The following is a 20,600-nucleotide window of genomic DNA, read 5'->3' as shown; positions in this document are numbered from 1 at the left end:
TTAAGGTTAGTTTAAATCTACAAAACACTAGTATTCGTACATTATTAAGTATATCCTGCAATATTATGTATTTATTATCTTGACAGCAGAAAAAGGCACGTTATGGTTCACGTGGTTAACACGCTCCCCAAAAAACACAAATTGCTTATTCTAGGTTTGGTTTCTGCTATTGTTGGCTTAGCCTTTCTTCCTTCTGAAAAAGCCACTGCTTCCAAAGACAATAGTGCGAATGCACTAGAGATTGGTAAGCGCTATGAGTTACAAGTTAAAGTTGATGACAACGAAAAATTAACTGAGCTAAATTCAGAGCAAGCAGCAGAAAAGTTACCAGAATACGACTTTGTCGATCATAAAGTTAAAAATGGCGACAATTTAGCAATTATCTTTAAGCGTGCTGGTTTTTCAGCTCAAACGCTTCATAAATTAATTAACACTAATGCAGAGACCCGCAAGCTAACTAAAATTCATCCTGGTGAAATACTTAGTTTTGCCACAGCTGAAGACGGCTCTTTAGCTCAACTGCGTTATGTAATTTCAAAAACAGATACTTTATTTGTTACCTTAAATGACGAAGGTAATTACGATACAGCTATTGATAGTAAAGAAATTGAAACGCTAACCAAAACCGCTGGCGGCGAAATATCTAATAACTTTTGGACTTCAGCAATTGCGGCAGGTTTAAGCGAACGTCAAATAATGAACTTTGCTGACATATTTGGTTGGGATGTTGATTTTGCAAATGATATTCGTAAAGGCGATGTATTTGGCTTAATTTACGAATCTCATTATGTTGATGGCGAGTTTATTGGCACTGGTAAGATTATTGCTGCTGAATTTGTAAACCAAGGTCAGCGCTTTGCAGCGATTCGCCATACCGACGGCAATTTTTATACGCCAGAAGGGCGTAGCATGAAAAAAGCATTTTTACGTGCACCAGTAAACTTTAAATATATTAGTTCGAGCTTTAACCCTCGCCGCTTACACCCAGTTACTGGGCAAGTTAGAGCGCATCGTGGTATCGACTTTGCTGCGCGCACCGGCACACCAGTGGTTTCATCAGGTAATGGTAAAGTAATTAAAGCGGGTTACAGCAAATACAACGGTAACTATGTATTTATTAGCCATGGCACACAATATGTAACTAAGTACTTACACCTAAATAAGAAACTAGTTAAAACTGGCCAAAAAGTTAAACAGGGCCAACAAATTGGTACTGTAGGGTCTACAGGTCGTGTTACTGGCGCACATTTACACTACGAATTTTTAGTAAATGGCGTTCACCGTAACCCTAAAACTGTAAAGCTTCCTAAGTCAGAGCCATTACCTCGCTCAGAACTTGCTAAGTTTAAACCTATTGCGGATAACTTTATTGCCCAACTTGAGCGCAACCGCGAACTACAAGTTGCACTTAAATAAAGTTTAGTTATAAGCATTAAAAAAGCCTTTGCAAGTTACACTTGCAAAGGCTTTTTTATGTAAATTATCTACTCATTAATACACTAATACATAAATGAGCTGAATAACTAAAGATACCATCACTAACGGCCAAATATATTTGCTGTATTTGGTTGCACCATCAAGTCCCATTTTACTCTGATACTTTTCAAGTAAAGGTATGAGTACTGCAAGTGCTACAAACAACCCAATTAAAATAACGAATATATTCATATTAGTGCCCTACTTATGGTAATTCGTGGCCTTTAGCGCTTACATAAAGTGCATACCAATGCTCACGAGTTAGTTTTACGTTTACAGCATCACACGATGCTTTAATGCGTTTAGCATTAGTAGTACCAATTATTGGCTGAATCGATGCAGGATGGCGAAGCAACCATGCCAGCACAATAGCCTCAGCAGAAGTATCGTAAAGTGCAGCTAGCTTACTAACTAAAAGACTGGTGTTTATATCGGCTTGCGATGCGTTTGATACATCACTACCGCTGTATAAACCCTGGCATAAACTGCCCCAGCTCTGAATTTGAATTTCAAAATGACGACAGTATTCAATGCTTCCTGGAGTAAAATTGAGATTTTTACCATCAGCGTTACCCGCATATATACCTTCATCAACAAACTGGTGTTTTTGCAAGCTCGCTTCAATTTGATTAGCTACAATAGGCATATCAAGTGCGTGCTGTAAAAAATTCATTTGGTGTTGCTGCATGTTAGATACTGCAAAATTACGCACTTTGCCGCTTTCTTTTAAGCAGCTAAATATCTGCGCTATTTCATCTACTTCCATAAGCGGATCTGGACGGTGTAGCATAAGTACATCGAGGTAATCTGTGTTTAAACGCTTTAGCGAGCCTTCAACCGACTCCTCTATCCATTTTGCAGAGAAGTCATAACGCTTTGGTCCTTGCTCATCTTCAAAGCGAATACCGCACTTAGATTGAATATACATTTTTTCTCTAAGTTCTGGGCGCTCACTTAATGCTTTACCAAAAACCTGCTCTGCTTTCCCAAAGGTATAAATGTCGGCATGGTCAAAAAAGTTAATTCCACCTTCAATAGCGTTATCTATACATTCATGAGTTTGCTTTAGGTGTGCGCTAGTAATTGCATCTTTGTTCCAACCACCGCCTAAACCCATGCAACCAAATACAAGTTTACTAACATGAGGTAAGTGTTTTGCTAAAGGTGTGTGAAGCATGATAACTGTCCTTAAAATTTAGAAGAGTCATCACTGTAAACAAAAACGCTGTATCTATCTACAAATTAGGCACAAAAAAAAGCGCAGTAAACTGCGCTTAATGGTTGGTTAAATTTTAAAGCGAGAGCTTAGCCAACAAGTGCTAGTAATATACCAGCAGCTACTGCGCTACCTAAAACACCGGCTACGTTTGGACCCATTGCATGCATAAGTAAAAAGTTATGTGGGTTACTTTCAAGGCCCACTTTATTAACTACTCGTGCAGCCATTGGCACAGCCGATACACCTGCCGCCCCAATTAATGGATTTATAGGTGTTTTAGATATACGGTTAAGTCCTTTTGCCATAAATACGCCAGATGCCGTACCTACTGCAAAAGCCAGTGCGCCAAGCACTAAAATACCAATCGTCTCAACAGTTAAAAACTTATCTGCAGCAAGCTTTGAGCCTACAGCTAAGCCTAAAAATATAGTTGTAACATTGATGATTTCGTTTTGAGCACTGTTACTTAATCTATCAACAACACCCGACTCCCGCATTAAGTTACCTAAACAAAACATACCTACAAGCGGTATAGCAGCCGGTAAAAACATTGCCGTTAAACTAAGTACCATAAGAGGAAAAATGATCTTTTCCTTTTTAGATACCTTACGTAATTCAGGCATCTTAATTTGGCGCTCTTCTGGTGTGGTTAGCGCACGCATAATTGGCGGCTGAATAATTGGCACAAGTGCCATGTATGAATATGCAGCTACTGCTATTGCACCTAGTAAATCAGGTGCCAGTTTTGATGCTAGAAATATTGCCGTTGGCCCATCGGCACCACCTATAATGGCTATAGCCGATGCGTCCTGTAGAGTAAATTCAAAACCTGGTACATAGTTAAGTAATATAGCGCCAAACAATGTAGCAAAAATACCAAACTGTGCAGCCGCACCTAATAACAACATACGTGGGTTTGCAATAAGCGCGCTAAAGTCGGTCAGCGCCCCTACTCCCATAAATATCAACAGCGGAAAAATCCCCGTATCAATACCCACATAATAAACGTAGTACAAAAGCCCACCGGGGTCTGACAAACCTGCCACTGGTACATTTGTTAAAATTGCACCAAAACCAATAGGTAATAGTAATAGTGGTTCAAAGCCTTTAGCTATCGCTAAAAACAGTAGTAAACACCCTACCGCAATCATTATTAACGATGGGATTGTAAAGTTAGCAATGCCTGTCGCATTCCAGAGGTTTAAAATACCTTCCATCCTCTATTTACTCCTAAGCTAATGCAATCATAGCGTCGCCGGTAGTTACAGCATCGCCTTCACTAACTAACACTTCAGCAATTGTTCCGGTATGCGTAGCGCGTATTTCAGTTTCCATTTTCATGGCTTCCATAATAATCACTACATCGCCTTCGTTAACAACTTGCCCAGCTTTTACCTTAATCTTAAAAATATTACCGGCTAGAGGCGCGTTAAGTGTTTCACCTGATGCAACCGATGCAGACTGAGGAATGTGCTCAGAGTCTTTTAATGTTACTTCTTTAAGTTCACCACCTTGCGCTACTACTACGTCATAAACTTTACCATCTACTTTTACGCTGTACTGCTCAGCCTTCACTTTGTTACTATTTGAAGCTGATTTAGAAGGCGCTTTACTGCTTTTATCTTCAACAGAAGGTACTGGCTCAAATGCATCTGGGTTGTTGCGGTTTTTAATAAACTTCAAACCAACTTGTGGGAATAATGCATAAGTTAATACGTCATCAATTTGATCATCAGCAAGTGTTAAACCTTGCTCTTGTGCTTCTTTTAATAATTCAGCTTCAAGCGTTGCAAGCTCAGGTGCAATGTTATCAGCAGGGCGACAAGTAATAACCTCTGCTCCATCAAGTACACGCTCTTGTAGCTCTTTATTCATTGGTGCTGGTGTTAAGCCATATTCACCTTTTAATACGCCAGCAGTTTCTTTAGTAATTGTTTTATAACGCTCACCCGTTAGCACATTAAGTACCGCTTGAGTGCCAACAATTTGCGACGTTGGTGTTACTAAAGGTAAAAAGCCAAGGTCTTCACGTACACGTGGGATCTCAAGTAAAACCTCATTAAGCTTATCGGCTGCGCCTTGCTCTTTAAGTTGGTTTTCCATGTTTGTAAGCATGCCACCTGGTACTTGAGCTAATAAAATACGCCCATCAACCCCTTTTAAGCTACCTTCAAATGCCGCATATTTTTTACGTACATCTCTAAAGTAAGCAGCAATTTCTTCTAGGTGGTTTAAATCGAGCTCAGTATCGCGCTCAGTCCCTTCAACTATCGATACAATAGTTTCAGTTGCAGAATGCCCATAAGTCATACTCATTGATGAAATAGCGGTATCGAGCATATCAATGCCGGCATCAATTGCTTTTTGGTAAGTAGCAGTACTTAAACCTGTTGTAGCGTGGCACTGCATAGCAATTGGAATTGATACAGTTTCTTTAAGTGCTTTAATTAGTTTTTCAGCATCGTACGGCTTTAATAAACCCGCCATATCTTTAATACAAATTGAATGACAACCCATATCTTCAAGCTGTTTTGCAAGAGTTAGCCACATATCAAGTGTATGAACTGGGCTAACTGTGTACGAAATAGTACCTTGAGCGTGAGCGCCTACTTTCACAGCCGCTTTAATAGCTGTTTCTAGGTTGCGAACATCGTTCATTGCATCGAATATACGAAATACGTCAACGCCATTTTTATGTGCACGTTCTACAAACTTTTCAACTACGTCATCAGCGTAATGGCGGTAACCTAATAAGTTTTGACCGCGTAATAGCATTTGCTGTTTAGTATTAGGCATCGCTTTTTTAAGTGCACGAATACGCTCCCAAGGATCTTCGCCTAAATAACGAATACACGAGTCAAATGTAGCACCGCCCCACGATTCAATAGACCAATAACCCGCATCATCTAATTTGCTAGCAATCGGTAGCATATCGTCTAGGCGCATACGTGTTGCTAATAAAGACTGGTGAGCGTCGCGTAATACTAATTCTGTTAATTTTAATTTAGCCATGTGTGTGCCCCTTAGTTATTATTTGATTTGTACTGAGCAATGGCAGCACTAATAGCAGCGATGTGCTCATTAGGCACACCTTGAGATTTAAAAGATGGTGATTTAACTGGTGTCGCCACGTCAGGTTCGCTAAAGCGCGTCACCAAATTAGACATAAGCGTTACTGCACCAATTAATATCGACAGAAATACAAACACCCCAACCATGCCAGTAAGCATTAAGTTACCAGCCGTTGTGAGTAGAGCACCTATATCCATTTTTCTCCCCTTGAAACCCATATCGAAAATAAAAAATCGATTTAATTAAATATTTATTCACTGGATAATAACAAAACTAATCGCTTTGTCTATATCTTGTAAATTGGTAAAACCAATTAAACAATACACAACATAACACTCAATTAATTTACATGCTATAACTCAGCAATCACGCGCTCTACAATACATACAAGAAATAACGACTATAGCTAATAGTTATATGGAAGTTGTTAATTAACTATCAAGCTAAGTAAAAATAAACACCAACTTTTAATGTTAAATGCAAAGCCACACACCAATTGTTAATTGGTCTTACCAAGTCAAGCCTATTTAGTAGACATTTAGCAGTTATTTGCAACAGTGTGAATAACTTACATAACAAAGCGTAAAAGTTACTAACCAACTAATAACTAGAACAACAGTAAAAAATAATAAACCATTGATATTTATAGCAAATAAACCTTGGCATATAACTGGCATTAGTTGTTATGAGCAAATTTGATAACCAAGGAGAAAACAATGTTACGCTGGACAATTACATTTTTAGTTATTGCTTTAATCGCTGCAGTGTTAGGTTTTGGTGGCATCGCAGGTGCCGCAGCTGGTATAGCAAAAATTATATTTTTTATCTTTTTAGTACTTTTAGTGATTTCATTAGTTTCAGGTGCACTACGTGGTAAATCACCCAGGTAGATAAAGCATTCAACTAACAAACACTAAAATTTAATTAATACTTACAAGGAATTACACTATGAACTCTACAACTTTAAAAGCAGCACTAATCGCAGTATTTGCAGGTTTTTTCATGATGGGTTGTGAAGACAACCATGCAGAAGATGCTGGCGAACGTATCGACGAAGCAGTAACTGACGTGCAAAACTCTGTTGAAGATGCATGTGAAAATGTTAAAGAAGGCGTGAACGCTGAAGAAACTAACTGTTAATTCTTCTTGTACCGCTAAAAAAACGGCTCTCGAGCCGTTTTTTTGTGCCAGTAATAAAATCACTAACTATAAAGCTGCTCATTTAGCAGTTAGCTTGTTAAAATAAAAAAAACGATATTTAAAGCAAGGCAAAATGGCATTCACAACCACCTACACATTAGATAAATCCTACTTTTACGAGTGTTTTGATGAGTCACTCCCTTATAGTAAGCGTGCAAAACCTAAATACTTTTTACTTGTGTTGTTAGTTGCGCTTGGTTTATTTGGCATTTATATTTTAGACGATCATTACTTAGGATCGTTTATGATCATGTTAGCGGTACTCGAGTGCGTCGCTTTTTACTATCGCAGACCATGGTGGGTAACCAGACAAATGCTCAGCAGAGCATCAGGCTCTGAGGTAACACTTACCTTTGATGAAGAAGGTATTAAATCTGCTAATCATTACAAAACCTATCAATTAGAATGGCAAAATATAAGCGAAGTAATAGACACCCAGCAAGGTATTATTATTAAAAACAAAAGCGGCATGCAGTACATATCAAAACAAATACTTAGCCCAGAAACACTCGCTTTTATAAACAAAAAAGCCACTCAGTGAGTGGCTTTTAGTCTAGTTGAGTTAATTACTCAACTACGTATACGTGTTGATTAAGCATTGCCCGGATTAGGGTTCGACTTTTCAGCTTGTATGCGCATGTAAATCTCTTCACGATGCACTGATACGTCTTTTGGTGCATTAACACCGATTCGAACTTGATTTCCTTTAACACCTAGAACAGTAACTGTTACTTCGTCACCAATCATTAGGGTTTCACCTACTCTACGAGTTAGTATTAGCATTCTCTTGCTCCCATGTTCCAATAAAAATTATAAGATTCCGCTTAAACATACTAATGAAAATTAGACTGAAAAGTAAGTAAAAACTCGCAATCTATCCATTTTCTGTTAAAAATGCCTTGTGTAATGCACGAACAGCTAACTCTAAGTACTTTTCATCTATTAAAACTGAAATTTTAATCTCTGAAGTCGAGACTAAAACCACATTAATATTTTCCTGCGCTAATGCATCAAAAAATAAACTAGCGACACCAGAATGTGATTTCATACCCATGCCAACAGCAGAAACTTTAGCTACTGCTTGCAATCCGCTTATATTTTGAGCACTGAGTTGAGCTTGATCTTCACTCAATAATTCAAGTGCTTGCAGATAATCATTCGAGTGCACAGTAAAAGCATAGTCTATTTTTTCAAAGTTATGATTAACTTGATTAATCATATCTATTTCGATGCCATTATCAGCAAAAAGTTTCAATATTTTTGAAAGATATTGCGTGCCCGTTGGCACACCTTGTACCTTAATTAAACATTCGTCACGATTAAACGCAATCCCCGATACCACCTTGCTTGGCATATCGTTCTCCTCAAAACTTATTAATGTACCTTCATCAGGATTAAAGCTCGAAAGCACCCTAAGTGGCACATTATGTTTGCCTGCGGCTTCTACCGAGCGAATATGCAAAACTTTCGCCCCTAAACTTGCCAGCTCCAGCATCTCGGCAAATGTAACTTGGCTCATTCTGCGCGCGTTAGGCTCAACACGAGGATCTGTAGTGTATACGCCGTCAACGTCGGTATAGATCTGGCATTCGTCAGCTTTTATAGCCGCAGCTATTTCTACAGCCGATGTATCGGTGCCGCCGCGCCCAAGCGTTGTAATGTTGCCCTCAACATCACGCCCCTGAAACCCAGCAATAATAGCAATACGATTATGTTCAAGCTCATGCTTTAAACGCGTAGCAGCAACCTCTGCAATACGAGCTTTACCAAACATGTTATCGGTTAAAATATTGACTTGATCGGCTAATAAGCTCACAGCAGAGTGGCCACGTTTTATAATAGCCATAGCAAGGAGCGAAACAGAAACCTGCTCTCCGGTGCTAATAAGTACGTCTAGTTCACGGCTACTCGGGCGAGTATCAATTTGTTTGGCGAGATTAATTAAGCGGTTGGTTTCTCCCGACATAGCCGAGAGCACCACAACCACTTGATGTCCTTGTTGCCTGGTTTTTACAACAAGGTCGGCGACCGCTTCAATTCGCTCTATTGAGCCGACCGAAGTGCCACCGAATTTTTGAACAATAAGCGCCACTTAGGCTTAAGTACGCTCAGTTAACCAAGCTGTAACGCTATCTAGTGCAGCAGCAAGGTTTTGTGGCTCACTACCACCGGCCTGTGCCATATCTGGACGACCGCCACCTTTACCACCTACTTGGCCTGCCATGTGGTTAACTAACTCACCGGCCTTTACTTTGCCTGTTAAGTCTTTAGTTACACCAGCAATTAGGCTTACTTTGTCGCCACTGGCAACACCGAGGGCAATAACACCTGAGCCAATTTTGTTTTTAAGGTCATCAACCATACCGCGAAGTGCTTTAGATTCAGTACCTTCAACATTTGCTACAAGTAGCTTAATGCCGTTAATTTCAACCACTGAGTCAAGTAAAGACGCACCCGCTGCACTTGCTAACTTATCGTTAAGTTGCGCAATTTGCTTTTCAAGGCCCTTTGACTTTTCAAGTAACGCAGTTACTTTTTCAAGTACCGATGCGCTATCACCTTTAACTAAAGCTGCAACATCGCTAAGTTGTTGCTCTTGCTCGCTAACGTACGCTACAGCATCTGCACCAGTTACCGCTTCAATACGGCGAACGCCTGCGGCAATACCGCTTTCAGATACTATTTTGAATAAACCAATATCACCTGCGCGCTCAACGTGAGTACCACCACAAAGCTCAATAGAGTAGTCGCCAATAGTAACTACACGTACTTCGTCATCGTACTTTTCACCAAATAACGCCATAGCGCCTTTCGCTTTAGCATCATCAATTGCCATAAGCTCAGTATTAAGTGCAAAGTTACGACGAATTTCGTCATTAACTACACGCTCAATTTCACGTAGCTCGTCTTTAGTAACCGCTTCAAAGTGCGAAAAGTCAAAACGTAAACGGTCAGCTTGAACAAGTGAGCCTTTTTGGCCTACATGGTCGCCTAATAATTGGCGTAGTGCTTCGTGTAAAATATGTGTAGCTGTGTGGTTTTTCTTGATGCTATCGCGGCGTGCATCATCAATAGTCGCATCCACTTTATCGTTAACACCAATGCGGCCTTGCACAGTACCGTGGTGAGCAAAAGCATTACCAAGTTTAGTGGTATTAGTAACATTAAATTCGCCACCAGCAACTGTAATAGTACCCGTGTCACCCGTTTGGCCGCCTGATTCAGCGTAAAACGGTGTGCGGTCTAATACTACAATACCTTCTTGGCCATCTTCTAATAACTGAACAGCTTCGCCACCGGCAAAAATTTCTACCACTGTCGCGCTATGGTGCGTGCTGTCGTAGCCTTTAAACTCAGTAAGCTTTTCTGATTTTAATTGCTCGTTGTAATCAGCACCAAATTTACCTGCTTGTTGCGCTGTTTTACGTTGTACAGCCATGCATTCTTCAAAGCTTTGATGATCAATCGTCATCTGGCGCTCACGCGCAACATCAGCCGTTAAATCAGCTGGAAAGCCGTACGTATCGTAAAGTTTAAATACTAAATCACCCGGTATAATATCGCCTTTAAGATCGCTTAAGCTTTCTTCTAAAATAGCTAAGCCACGCTCAAGTGTTTTACCAAACTGCTCTTCTTCAATGCGTAATACTTTTTCGATAATTTCTTGTTGCTTAGCAAGCTCAGGGTACGCTTGACCCATTTGCTCAATAAGTGCAGCAACTAATTTAAAGAAAAACGCGCCTTGTGCACCTAACTTATTACCGTGGCGAACCGCACGACGAATAATACGACGTAGTACATAACCACGACCTTCGTTAGATGGCATAACACCGTCTGAGATTAAAAACGCACACGAACGAATATGATCCGCCACTACGCGTAGCGACTTATCGTCCATATCTTGCGCGTTAGTTACACTTGCAGCTGCTGCAATTAAACCTTGAAATAAATCGATTTCGTAGTTTGAATGCACACCCTGCAAAATAGCAGAAATACGCTCAAGGCCCATTCCTGTATCAACAGATTGCTTAGGTAGAGGCAACATTGTACCGTCGCTTTGACGGTTGTACTGCATAAATACTAGGTTCCAGATTTCGATGAAACGGTCGCCGTCTTCCTCAGGTGAGCCCGGAGGTCCGCCCCAAATATGCTCGCCGTGATCATAAAATATTTCAGAACACGGACCACACGGACCGGTATCGCCCATAGACCAAAAGTTGTCAGAGGTCGCAATACGAATAATACGATCTTCACTTAAGCCGATATCTTTTGACCAATACTCAAACGCTTCTTCATCATCGTGATAAATAGTAACAAGCAGTTTTTCTTGAGGTAATTTAACAACCTCAGTTAAAAACTCCCACGCAAACTTAATCGCGTCTTGCTTAAAGTAATCACCAAAGCTGAAGTTACCTAACATTTCAAAAAATGTATGGTGTCGCGCCGTGTAGCCTACGTTTTCTAAATCGTTATGCTTACCGCCAGCACGTACACAGCGCTGCGAGCTTGTCGCACGTGTATAAGGGCGGCTTTCTGCGCCTAAAAATACATCTTTAAATTGCACCATGCCGGCATTATTAAATAACAACGTGGCATCGTTACCCGGTATAAGCGAGCTAGAAGGTACTATTTGATGTTGCTTGCTGGCAAAAAAGTCTAAAAACTGTTGCCTAATTTGTGCGGTAGTCATGTGCTGCATTTGAAAGTCTCACCTGTATTTACTGTGCTTGCATTGCAAAATTAATTTCATCGTAGCTAAAACCCCGATACATTAAGTAGCGCACGCGCTTAGCTTTATCTTTGTAATCGAGATCGGCCGGTGTATTCGAATATTTTTTATTGTACGCATCCTGCGCAAGCTCAAACCAATCTATTTCAAGCTCTTCAACTACCATTTCAAGTAGCGAACGATCAATCCCTTTGCCCATAGCTTCGCTTTGTATTCGCTTAAGCCCGTGGCATTTAAATATGTGTTTTCTTACAAAGCCTTCACAGTATCGCTGCTCGTTAATAAAATTGTGCTTTTCGCACCAATCAAGCAGCGTTTCAATAAACTCTTCTGTCGCTTCTTTTTGCTGTAATTTGAGCGTTAACTCACGACGCGAGTATTCTTGGCGCCCTAGTAACCAAAGTACATAATTTTTTAGTTTTTGCTTTAATTTATCATCCATTAAGCGTCAAAACGTCCGCTTGTTTCACTACTAAGTGGCTTAACATTAATGTCGTCACTCGGTGGTACAACAGGCATAAAAATGGCTTGATAAGATACAAAAAAGCTAATGTAGCAAATCGGCATTAAAATCAACAGTGGTAAGAACGATAAGAACATCGAAAGCGCCATAAATAATGCGCAAATAAGGCCAAAAACGCCAAGTGGCAAAATGTTATGATAAAACACCATTAACGATTTTTTAAGCGCCGTTAAAATACGTGTTTCTTTACTAAAATAAACAAGCGGTACAGCGTAAGCAAACGCCGTTAAATAAATTAGCATTGCCATAAAAAACAAAATGACATTCGCGCCCGAAATACTCTCAAGCATTTGTTCAAGTGCTACGTTTGGATCAAGTCCCGGTTGGCTCATAACAGCCACTGCATCGGCAAATAAGCCATTAGCAAGTAACGCCATTAAAATGCCCGCACCCATTTGATAAAGTGCTAAACGCAATAACCCTAAACGATTTCCCTTAGCCGTAAATGGCTTGAGAATATCGGCTAGCATAATTTTTCCGCCCTGCTGCTTACTAAGCACCGCTTGGTAAAACCCTGCGGTTAAAAATGGCGTAGCTAGTGCTGCTACTACTTGCAGCAGCGGTAAAAATAAAGACAGCAGCCCTACAATACCAATAAATAAATGCATAAAAATAAAGGTTGCTGGCTGGGTTTTAAAAATAAGCCATCCGGCTTTTAACCACTTTAGCCCTGCATCGGCTTTAAAAATTCGTAATTGTGTAGACATACTTGCTCTTAATTTAAAACGAAACACGCCAAGTATAACTTGGCGTGAGGGGGTATTAATAGACGAAACGTAATTAAATGATTAAGGTTTTTTAATTTTCTTAATATCTAACATATGTGCGCCATGCTTAATTTTTGTTTCTAGGTACGATTTATTACCCGCAACACCCGCTTTAATGTGCGCATGCGTGCCCACAACCGAGTCAACATTAATACCGGCATCTTTTAGTGCGTTAAGCTTTTTAGGATTATTGGTCATTAATTTAACGTGGTTTAAATTAAGCGCATTAAGCATTAACACAGCATCCGAAAAATCACGTAAATCATCAGCAAAGCCTAAATGATTATTAGCTTCGTAGGTGTTCATACCTTGCGATTGCAATACGTAAGCATCAATTTTGTTGTATAAACCAATGCCACGACCTTCTTGGCGTAAATACAATAAAATACCGCCTTGCTCGTGCATCATTTCAATACATTCATTTAGCTGCTCGCCGCAATCACAACGCGATGAGTAAAATACATCACCTGTTAAACACTCTGAATGCATACGAATAAGCGGTACATCTTGCTTTGTATCAGCGTTGTTAAACACCATAGCAATATGTTCTTTACCATCTTTTAAATCAGTAAATGAGATTATTTCTGCAGGGATATCACTATTTCTGCCAACATTAAGCTGGACTCTTGCTCTTACTTGCGCCACGACAAATCCAAATATTTAAATAACTACGACACGACAATAAAGTGATAATATCACAAGATAGGATGAATACACCGTAGTACAAGACTGTTTATGGCAAATATATGGCGACGACAGGCGTTATTTTCAATGATTGTTAAGCAATAAATTAATACAAATAACAGCCAATGTTATTTACGTTGATTTACCTTAATCAGTGACACCTACAGACGCGTTTGGTATTTTGTATTTTAAACAACGATAGGGATTATTATGAAACGTCAGCAACTCGCTTTATTTATAGGCTTAAGTTTGTCTGCTTTAAGCGCAACAACTTTAAGTACTACAGCACTTGCCAGCCAAGCAAGCGATCCTCAAACGGTATTTAGCCAAGCATACCAAAGCTATTTAGCAGCAGTTAAAGCAGACGAAAACGTACAACAAACTGCCAAACTTGCTTACACATCGGGTAAAACTGTTTATGGTAAAAGCTCAGATAACACCGCTAACTTAGCTATTAACTACGCTAAAGCCATTAAAGGCTTCGGTGATGAGCTAAACGAGCAGCGTTATACCCTTTATAATGAAGCCCATATTATTTTAGCTGCAAACCACGGCAAACAATCAATAGAAACAGTTGATGCATTACTCGGCCAAGCTAACTACACAACATCAGCATATCAAGCCGCTAACCTTTTAGAACAAGTAATTGAAATAGCTAAAACACAAAATAACCCTAAGTTTGTAGCCGATATGAAACTAGAAGCGGCAACGCTACTGGCTAGAAAGCATAGCTCTAAAAAATATCGAGAAGCTAAAAACTACCTAGAAGAGGCCGACGAGTACTACCAAGAAAACTTACCCGAAAACTCACTAGAGCGCATAAAAGCCGATTTTTTAATGGCCTCATTCGCAGAAGGTCGTAAAAAATACAATCAAGCAATTGAAAGGCTAAACCGTATAGTGAATGTATTCGATAGTAACTTAAACTTTGATCACAGCGCAGAGCTAAGCGCTCACTCTAAGCTTATTGGCCTGTACGAAAAACAAGGTAAAAGCGAAGAAGCAACTAAACACTGTCTAGCAATTGCTAAAATGGTGCCATGGAAAGAATCGCAAGAGCAAACACCACTTTACCGTGTTAATCCTAAATACCCAGTTAACAAAGCCAGATCTAGTACCGATGGTAGCGTTGTTATGGAGTTTGAGGTAGACGCAGCTGGCTTTGTAAAAAACCCAAAAGTACTTAGCTCAGCAGGCGGCAGAGCATTTGAAAAATCAGCCAAAGCAGCGCTTGAGCAATGGCGTTACGCGCCAAAGTTTGAAAATGGCAAACCTGTTAGCGCTATTTCTCAGGTACAACTCGACTTTAAAATTAACCGCTAAGCTAAAATATAAAAGCGCCATTTGGCGCTTTTTAACTTTATAAATTAGTCCTAAATTTTAGCGAGTATTTTATCGCTAGCCGCTTCTATTAAATCGAGCACATTTTCAAAGCCATCATCGCCGCCGTAATAAGGATCGGGAATAGCGCTTTGGGCTTGCTCGCCATATTCTAAAAATAGCGCCAGCTTATAGCGTAAATGCTCAGGGCATTGCGCTATTAAATCAGCTAAGTTTTGCGTATCGGCCGCTAAAATTAAATCAAACTCAGTAAAGTCGCTACTGCGTACTTTACGCGAATAAATACCTTTAAAGCTGTAACCGCGTTTCTCCCCTGCTGCCATTGAGCGACTATCAGGCGTTTTACCTTCGTGATAACCAATAGTGCCTGCCGAATCAACTTTAACGTTAACGCCTAGCTTTTTAGCACGGGCTTTTAATACCGCCTCTGCGGTTGGCGAGCGGCAAATATTACCTAAACACACTATGAGTACTTTTTTCATTAAGGCTCCTCTAACTAATTTAAAAACCTAAGCTTTAAAACTGTTTTAAAATGCTTACATCGTAATCTTCAACATTAAGCGTTACGTTATGTTGTGCTGCAACAGATTCAAGCTCAGCTTGTTTGATGGCTAAATCGTCCATGGTGATTAGGTTATCGTCTAGCTGCCACAATAACCGAGAGCCCGCGTAGCTATAGTGAATCGCTAATAACGCATCGGCATTACCTTCACGGCCAGCAGCTTTTAACTTAGCCATTTTACGGGTTATTTTATTAAGTGCTTTTTTAAGCTCCCACACATAAACAACTTCAGTCATAAAGCTATGTGTACGGTATTTATTAAGTAACCACGCAAGCCCAACGCTTGTAATAGCAACGCCTATTAAGTTCCAATGAAAATGGCTACCACTTTCATCAGGAAATAAAGCAATCAGCGTTTGCGATATAGCCAAGCTGCCTACAGCCAAACCAATACCACACCCTGCAATAACACGGTTTAAATGTTTACGATAACGTGCTTTATTTATTTCAATGAGTTGCATAACAGCCTAAAAAGTTAATAAGTAAAAGAATGCGAATAGCTATTGTAACTAAACCCCAGATTTTTTTATAAAATTATTTCACCCCTTTTTGATTTGGCTTTAATACGCTTAACGCTAAATTAAGGGGAATGGAGCTATATCGAAACCTCAAAGCTTTATAAAAACGGAATATTTCTATTAAAAATCAAATAATACTCAATGTGATCTTTTATATAATTTTAAAAAAGAGGGCAAAGGTAGATATTATTAAAAAATAAATTCATTTATAAGTCTTATATGACCTAAACGTTATATTTAAAATTTATATTTATTTTATCGTTCTGCTAAATAACAATACTTTTATTATTGTCAAAACCGGCTCATTTAAACAAACGTAATTTACAAATCTCATTCGTGCATAACAACTTAAAAAGTTAAATTTTAATATTCGTGATCTCGCTAATGTAACTAAATCCCATACTTTTTATAAAATTTCACTCATTTTTATTTTCCACACTTTATATTTTAAAAAGTAAAATTAACACACAACTAACGCCTTCTTAAATTAGAACCATTCTATTTTTTACAATTGATAATGATATGGATTTGCATTAACATCTGTAATCTATTGATATCGCTAATCCAAAGTAACCAATAGCCACTTTGTTTTAACTGAAGGTAAAAAATGCACGATACTAGCAGTAGTGTTACTCAAACAGACACTCTCACCAAGCCAAAAAATAAAAAGCGTCAACTTTACGATTTACATATTTGGTTAGGTTTCAACCTCGCCTTTTTAATGACGTTATTATTGGCAACTGGCACTATTGCGACTTTATCAAACGAAATAGATTGGCTCATACAAGACGACATGCGAGTAACACCTACGGAGGTTAAAGTACCTTGGGGTGAGCTAGAAAATACCGTAAAAAAAGCAGCTCCAGCGCAAGATATGCTGACAACATTTAGTCAAGGCGAAAGTGATTATTTTGCATACCGAGCTACCTTTTTACGAGCCGATGGAACTCGCTACTTTATTCATATTAATCAATGGACTGGTGAAGTCACTGGCACAACTCCATTTTTAACTGTTCAGCGATTTTTTAGAGACCTACACCGCTACTTCTTTATGCCAAATTTTATTGGCTTACCAATCACGAGTTCTCTAGCTATTGTGCTTATTATTTCTTTGTATACAGGATTAAAAACAACAGGAAGATTAAAAAAATCAGCATTTCGCTTACGGAAAAACAAAGGCACTCGCGTTATGCTAAGCGATTTACATAAGGTTTTTGGCATATGGGCAATATGGTTTATTGCTCTTATTGTAATAACAGCAATGTGGTATCTCATTGAATTTGGTTTTGCTGTTGCAAAGCATAGCTTCGAGCCTCCCCGACCGGGCCCCAGTGTTGAGCGAATTCAAGAATTTGGGGATGCAATGAATATAATCCCAGCCGATATAATAATAAAAAATTCAAAATTAGCTTTCCCTAACTGGGAACCAACTCAAATTCAATACCCTAGGTCTGCATCACAAGCAATAACAGTCCTTGGTTACACAAGCGATATATTAGTGCGTTCTAGAGCCAACAGGGTATTTATTGATCCCGTTGACGGCTCTATTATTAAAGTTCAAAAATCCAAAAATATAGGAATGGTAGCTTATTTAAACGAAATAGCAGATCCGATTCATTTTGGAACGCTCGGAAATCTCACTACAAAAATTATATGGTTTATTTTTGGCATTATTCTTACCGGAATGTCAGTAACAGGTGTGTTAATGACCTATCGCAGGCTAAAAACCTCACGCTTATCGCCGGCTCAAATTAAAACATTTCCAGTTATAGTAGCCGTAATGATCGCTGGATTCTTTTATGTTAAACAACAAAATGGCGACTCCGAACCTGTTAATAAAATATCGCAAAGCGTTGAATCATATAAAAATTACACTTTTAAAAATACATTATATAAAAAAGTAAATAACGGTAAATACAATCTACAAGTAAATATTACCCACCCAAATGGATACTCAATAATAGACTCTATAAGCGTGGTAGATACGCTAAATAATACATACAAATTAAAGGCTAAAACGTTCTCATCAACAACTATTTTCGCCGCCACATTACCGAATAAAAATACAGAGCAATACAAAAAACTTACTTTAAAAGTAACGCTTTTAACAGGTGAGACAAAACAGTTTATTTTACGCGAAAATCAAATCCTTAATTTAACTAACAATACTGCAAAAACGACTAAACAATAATCTCTGGGAAGATTTATGAAAACCATTCAAAAAACATTCGCACTAACTGCACTTATGTGTAGCTGTCAATTAGCTTACGCACAAAATGAAATAAATAGTAAAACAAAAGAAGACTCAATAGAAAGAATCAGCGTAACAGGAACAGCTCAATCTCGTTACGTCATTAAAGAGTCATCATCGTTAACTGGGTTTCCTTTAGATTTTTTAGAATTGCCACGTGTCGTTAATATTATTCCAGAGCAGTTAATACTTGATCAAAAAATTACCGATTTATCAGAAGCGTTACGCAACACACCCGGAGTATCGTTAGGCGATGGTTTTGGTGGTACTAACGACGATTTTTTAATTCGCGGATTTAGACGCAATGCCGTTTACCGAGATGGCTTTCGCCGTGCTACTAACTTTAAAACTAATCTATCAAATGTAGAATATACCCAAGTTGTTAAAGGTCCTGCATCAATAACTTATGGTCAAGTTGAGCCTGGTGGGCTTGTAGATATAGCCACTAAAAAACCGCTAGCTGAAAAACGATTTGCTGGTGAAGCACGTGTTGGATCATTTAATGATCAATTTGCACTACTCGATTGGTCAACGCCTATTAACGATAGTGCCGCTATTCGTGTTGTGGGTTCAATACAAGATGCCGAATCGTTTCGTGACTTTAGCGATATTGATAGAGACACACTTTCAATCTCTGGTACATTTGATCTCGCTCCTTCTACACGTTTAAATTTATCGTACGAATACCGAGATGAATCAAGACCGCTTGACCGAGGAACTATCACAGTACCTACTCCAGATGGTCGTGCTGTGCTCAACGAAGTACTTGATATACCTTTATCAACTCGTTTTGGCGAGCAACACGAAGTATTTGAAAGTAACTTTAACTTCTTCGATGCAACGTTAGAGCAAGAACTAGGAGATAATTGGAACCTACGCTTTAGCACCGCTTACGAAGTAAGTTCAGCAAATGACCTTCAAGCTAGACCGCTTGCCGTTGCCATTTTTGATGCCGATGGACCAATTAGCGAAGACGGATTTATAGAGTTTCAAAGCCCTGCCGACATTTCAGCAAATATAAATGAAGGTTTAACCGGTGTATTTGACGATCCAACAGATCAAGTATTTCTTATTCGCAGAACAGACGGTAACCAAAATGCCGATGTTGATGTTTTATATTTAAATGCAATTGCCACAGGTGAAGTACAAACCGGAAATATCACACATAAAATAGCTATTGGAGGCAGTTATCGCGATTTTGAACGAAAAGACAATTTTGTTAATTCAGCAAACTCTGATGGCTTACCAGCCGCATTTGGTTTTAGTGGTATCCCTTTATTTGATGTTAGTAATCCTGTTTACGGAAACTTACCCATTGACTTAAATACAGACGACTTTGCAAGACGTACATTTAGCTCTGAAGATTACGGTTTTTTCATTAATGATTATATTGTTTTAACCGATGACCTTGGTGTATTAATTGGTGGACGCTTAGATTCTGTTAAAAGTGGCTTTAATGACGGTGTAACCGCATTCACTAACGGTGAGACTACAGGAACAGATCTTAAGTTAGATTCTATTTCAGAGTTTTCGCCTCAAGTAGCTGTTAACTATAAGATGACGTCAAACTCATCATTATTTGCAAGTTATTCAGAGTCTTTTGCGCCTAATACTGATACAGCCAATACCGAAGTAAGCAATAGCGAACAATTTGACCCTGAAGATTCAGAGCAAATAGAGCTAGGTGTTAAAGCTGAATTTTTTGGCGGCCGTTTACAGTCAAGCGTATCAATTTATAATATTGAAAAAACGAATGTATTAAGCACCGAAGACGGTATAACAACGTTAAGAGACGGGCAAACATCTGAAGGTATTGAATTTTCAATTTCAGGGCAACCAACCGAAGGCATGAACATTATTGCTGGATATGCTTATACCGATGCAGAAATAGAAGTTGATGGAGTAACAGGTAATAAACCTCGTAATGTTGCCGACAACACATTTAACCTTTGGGCTTCATATGAATTTCAAAAAGGTAGCTTAGAAGGCTTAGGTATAGGTGGCGGTTACTTTTTTGTTGATGATCGATTTGGTAATGACGCCAATAGCTATACGCTAGATAGCTATGGCTTAGTTGATTTATCGCTTTGGTACACGCTGGCTACTCCAGGTTTAGGAGAGGATGGCACTGTGAGATTTCAATTAGCCGTTAAAAACTTATTAGATGAAGAGTACTATTCAGCAAGTGGTGGCGACTTAAGAATTAATATAGGCACACCTAGATCTGTATTTGCTTCGGTATCATTCGCTTTTTAAAC

General features: G+C 39.0%; 20 protein-coding genes. 7 read left to right on the top strand and 13 right to left on the bottom strand.

Annotated features, from left to right (window positions below; translation table 11 throughout):
- The first annotated feature begins 102 nt into the window (after positions 1 to 102).
- On the top strand, positions 103 to 1,416 hold the full coding sequence (locus EU510_RS13865; RefSeq protein ID WP_149593972.1) for a peptidoglycan DD-metalloendopeptidase family protein: 1,314 nt from the start codon (positions 103 to 105) through the stop codon (positions 1,414 to 1,416).
- A gap of 75 nt (positions 1,417 to 1,491) precedes the next feature.
- On the opposite strand, the gene EU510_RS19920 is transcribed toward EU510_RS13865, so the two are convergent.
- The 5 genes from EU510_RS19920 to EU510_RS13845 form a co-directional block, all read right to left on the bottom strand.
- Entirely contained in the window at positions 1,492 to 1,668 is a 177-nt protein-coding gene (locus tag EU510_RS19920; protein ID WP_188085425.1) for a hypothetical protein, read from the bottom strand.
- 13 nt (positions 1,669 to 1,681) lie between these two features.
- Positions 1,682 to 2,653: an aldo/keto reductase family oxidoreductase gene (locus EU510_RS13860; RefSeq protein WP_149593971.1), complete on the bottom strand. Its 972-nt coding sequence runs from the start codon at positions 2,651 to 2,653 to the stop codon at positions 1,682 to 1,684.
- A 128-nt stretch (positions 2,654 to 2,781) separates the two neighbouring features.
- Positions 2,782 to 3,912 (bottom strand): sodium ion-translocating decarboxylase subunit beta, encoded by a 1,131-nt coding sequence (locus EU510_RS13855; RefSeq protein WP_149593970.1) that lies wholly within the window; start codon positions 3,910 to 3,912, stop codon positions 2,782 to 2,784.
- 13 nt (positions 3,913 to 3,925) lie between these two features.
- On the bottom strand, positions 3,926 to 5,707 hold the full coding sequence (oadA, locus tag EU510_RS13850; RefSeq protein ID WP_149593969.1) for a sodium-extruding oxaloacetate decarboxylase subunit alpha: 1,782 nt from the start codon (positions 5,705 to 5,707) through the stop codon (positions 3,926 to 3,928).
- 11 nt (positions 5,708 to 5,718) lie between these two features.
- Positions 5,719 to 5,964 (bottom strand): OadG family protein, encoded by a 246-nt coding sequence (locus EU510_RS13845; protein WP_149593968.1) that lies wholly within the window; start codon positions 5,962 to 5,964, stop codon positions 5,719 to 5,721.
- A 519-nt stretch (positions 5,965 to 6,483) separates the two neighbouring features.
- On the opposite strand from EU510_RS13845, the gene EU510_RS13840 reads away from it, so the two are divergent.
- The 3 genes from EU510_RS13840 (at position 6,484) to EU510_RS13830 (ending at position 7,508) form a co-directional block, all read left to right on the top strand.
- Positions 6,484 to 6,657, top strand: a complete 174-nt coding sequence (locus tag EU510_RS13840; RefSeq protein ID WP_002961939.1) for a DUF1328 domain-containing protein — start codon at positions 6,484 to 6,486, stop codon at positions 6,655 to 6,657.
- A 58-nt stretch (positions 6,658 to 6,715) separates the two neighbouring features.
- Positions 6,716 to 6,907, top strand: coding sequence for a hypothetical protein (locus tag EU510_RS13835; protein WP_002961938.1), 192 nt, complete (start codon positions 6,716 to 6,718; stop codon positions 6,905 to 6,907).
- Between the two features lie 133 nt (positions 6,908 to 7,040).
- On the top strand, positions 7,041 to 7,508 hold the full coding sequence (locus EU510_RS13830) for a YcxB family protein (RefSeq protein ID WP_149593967.1): 468 nt from the start codon (positions 7,041 to 7,043) through the stop codon (positions 7,506 to 7,508).
- A gap of 50 nt (positions 7,509 to 7,558) precedes the next feature.
- On the opposite strand, the gene csrA is transcribed toward EU510_RS13830, so the two are convergent.
- The 6 genes from csrA to EU510_RS13800 form a co-directional block, all read right to left on the bottom strand.
- The gene (gene csrA, locus EU510_RS13825) at positions 7,559 to 7,750 is read right to left on the bottom strand and encodes a carbon storage regulator CsrA (RefSeq protein ID WP_004587515.1); all 192 of its coding nucleotides are present in this window, start codon (positions 7,748 to 7,750) and stop codon (positions 7,559 to 7,561) included.
- 91 nt (positions 7,751 to 7,841) lie between these two features.
- A complete protein-coding gene (locus tag EU510_RS13820) occupies positions 7,842 to 9,059 on the bottom strand; it encodes an aspartate kinase (protein ID WP_149593966.1) in 1,218 nt (405 codons plus the stop codon).
- A 6-nt stretch (positions 9,060 to 9,065) separates the two neighbouring features.
- Positions 9,066 to 11,666, bottom strand: coding sequence for an alanine--tRNA ligase (alaS, locus tag EU510_RS13815; protein WP_149593965.1), 2,601 nt, complete (start codon positions 11,664 to 11,666; stop codon positions 9,066 to 9,068).
- 19 nt (positions 11,667 to 11,685) lie between these two features.
- Positions 11,686 to 12,138 (bottom strand): regulatory protein RecX, encoded by a 453-nt coding sequence (locus EU510_RS13810; protein ID WP_138489623.1) that lies wholly within the window; start codon positions 12,136 to 12,138, stop codon positions 11,686 to 11,688.
- On the bottom strand, positions 12,138 to 12,926 hold the full coding sequence (locus tag EU510_RS13805; RefSeq protein ID WP_007378958.1) for a BPSS1780 family membrane protein: 789 nt from the start codon (positions 12,924 to 12,926) through the stop codon (positions 12,138 to 12,140). Before EU510_RS13805 ends, EU510_RS13810 begins: the two co-directional genes overlap by 1 nt.
- Positions 12,927 to 13,007: 81 nt before the next feature.
- A complete protein-coding gene (locus tag EU510_RS13800; protein WP_149593964.1) occupies positions 13,008 to 13,631 on the bottom strand; it encodes a GTP cyclohydrolase II in 624 nt (207 codons plus the stop codon).
- A 249-nt stretch (positions 13,632 to 13,880) separates the two neighbouring features.
- Here EU510_RS13800 and EU510_RS13795 point away from each other — a divergent pair, with 249 nt between their 5' ends.
- Complete coding sequence (locus EU510_RS13795) at positions 13,881 to 14,993, top strand: energy transducer TonB (protein WP_149593963.1); 1,113 nt, start codon at positions 13,881 to 13,883, stop codon at positions 14,991 to 14,993.
- A gap of 50 nt (positions 14,994 to 15,043) precedes the next feature.
- Here the strand turns inward: EU510_RS13795 and EU510_RS13790 are convergent, their stop codons facing one another.
- A complete protein-coding gene (locus EU510_RS13790; protein WP_149593962.1) occupies positions 15,044 to 15,493 on the bottom strand; it encodes a low molecular weight protein-tyrosine-phosphatase in 450 nt (149 codons plus the stop codon).
- Positions 15,494 to 15,527: 34 nt separating this feature from the next.
- Positions 15,528 to 16,034 (bottom strand): DUF3087 domain-containing protein, encoded by a 507-nt coding sequence (locus tag EU510_RS13785; RefSeq protein WP_149593961.1) that lies wholly within the window; start codon positions 16,032 to 16,034, stop codon positions 15,528 to 15,530.
- Between the two features lie 664 nt (positions 16,035 to 16,698).
- Here EU510_RS13785 and EU510_RS13780 point away from each other — a divergent pair.
- Together EU510_RS13780 and EU510_RS13775 are read left to right on the top strand one after the other, a co-directional pair.
- On the top strand, positions 16,699 to 18,282 hold the full coding sequence (locus EU510_RS13780) for a PepSY-associated TM helix domain-containing protein (RefSeq protein ID WP_149593960.1): 1,584 nt from the start codon (positions 16,699 to 16,701) through the stop codon (positions 18,280 to 18,282).
- A 15-nt stretch (positions 18,283 to 18,297) separates the two neighbouring features.
- Positions 18,298 to 20,598 (top strand): TonB-dependent siderophore receptor, encoded by a 2,301-nt coding sequence (locus EU510_RS13775; protein ID WP_262501233.1) that lies wholly within the window; start codon positions 18,298 to 18,300, stop codon positions 20,596 to 20,598.
- The last annotated feature ends 2 nt before the right edge of the window (positions 20,599 to 20,600 follow it).

Origin of the sequence: Pseudoalteromonas sp. FUC4 (genome assembly GCF_008370255.1) — a bacterium.
In the GTDB taxonomy this organism is placed as follows: domain Bacteria; phylum Pseudomonadota; class Gammaproteobacteria; order Enterobacterales; family Alteromonadaceae; genus Pseudoalteromonas.
Note: the sequence above shows the minus strand (reverse complement) of the source record. Positions and strands in the feature narration are given on the sequence as shown.

What these genes read in the sequence shown, in the direction of transcription:
- EU510_RS13865 (WP_149593972.1), top strand. Translation starts at nt 103, where the DNA reads ATGGTTCACGTGGTTAACACGCTCCCCAAAAAACACAAATTGCTTATT.
- EU510_RS19920 (WP_188085425.1), bottom strand. Translation starts at nt 1,668, where the DNA reads ATGAATATATTCGTTATTTTAATTGGGTTGTTTGTAGCACTTGCAGTA.
- EU510_RS13860 (WP_149593971.1), bottom strand. Translation starts at nt 2,653, where the DNA reads ATGCTTCACACACCTTTAGCAAAACACTTACCTCATGTTAGTAAACTT.
- EU510_RS13855 (WP_149593970.1), bottom strand. Translation starts at nt 3,912, where the DNA reads ATGGAAGGTATTTTAAACCTCTGGAATGCGACAGGCATTGCTAACTTT.
- oadA (WP_149593969.1), bottom strand. Translation starts at nt 5,707, where the DNA reads ATGGCTAAATTAAAATTAACAGAATTAGTATTACGCGACGCTCACCAG.
- EU510_RS13845 (WP_149593968.1), bottom strand. Translation starts at nt 5,964, where the DNA reads ATGGATATAGGTGCTCTACTCACAACGGCTGGTAACTTAATGCTTACT.
- EU510_RS13840 (WP_002961939.1), top strand. Translation starts at nt 6,484, where the DNA reads ATGTTACGCTGGACAATTACATTTTTAGTTATTGCTTTAATCGCTGCA.
- EU510_RS13835 (WP_002961938.1), top strand. Translation starts at nt 6,716, where the DNA reads ATGAACTCTACAACTTTAAAAGCAGCACTAATCGCAGTATTTGCAGGT.
- EU510_RS13830 (WP_149593967.1), top strand. Translation starts at nt 7,041, where the DNA reads ATGGCATTCACAACCACCTACACATTAGATAAATCCTACTTTTACGAG.
- csrA (WP_004587515.1), bottom strand. Translation starts at nt 7,750, where the DNA reads ATGCTAATACTAACTCGTAGAGTAGGTGAAACCCTAATGATTGGTGAC.
- alaS (WP_149593965.1), bottom strand. Translation starts at nt 11,666, where the DNA reads ATGCAGCACATGACTACCGCACAAATTAGGCAACAGTTTTTAGACTTT.
- EU510_RS13810 (WP_138489623.1), bottom strand. Translation starts at nt 12,138, where the DNA reads ATGGATGATAAATTAAAGCAAAAACTAAAAAATTATGTACTTTGGTTA.
- EU510_RS13805 (WP_007378958.1), bottom strand. Translation starts at nt 12,926, where the DNA reads ATGTCTACACAATTACGAATTTTTAAAGCCGATGCAGGGCTAAAGTGG.
- EU510_RS13795 (WP_149593963.1), top strand. Translation starts at nt 13,881, where the DNA reads ATGAAACGTCAGCAACTCGCTTTATTTATAGGCTTAAGTTTGTCTGCT.
- EU510_RS13790 (WP_149593962.1), bottom strand. Translation starts at nt 15,493, where the DNA reads ATGAAAAAAGTACTCATAGTGTGTTTAGGTAATATTTGCCGCTCGCCA.
- EU510_RS13785 (WP_149593961.1), bottom strand. Translation starts at nt 16,034, where the DNA reads ATGCAACTCATTGAAATAAATAAAGCACGTTATCGTAAACATTTAAAC.
- EU510_RS13780 (WP_149593960.1), top strand. Translation starts at nt 16,699, where the DNA reads ATGCACGATACTAGCAGTAGTGTTACTCAAACAGACACTCTCACCAAG.
- EU510_RS13775 (WP_262501233.1), top strand. Translation starts at nt 18,298, where the DNA reads ATGAAAACCATTCAAAAAACATTCGCACTAACTGCACTTATGTGTAGC.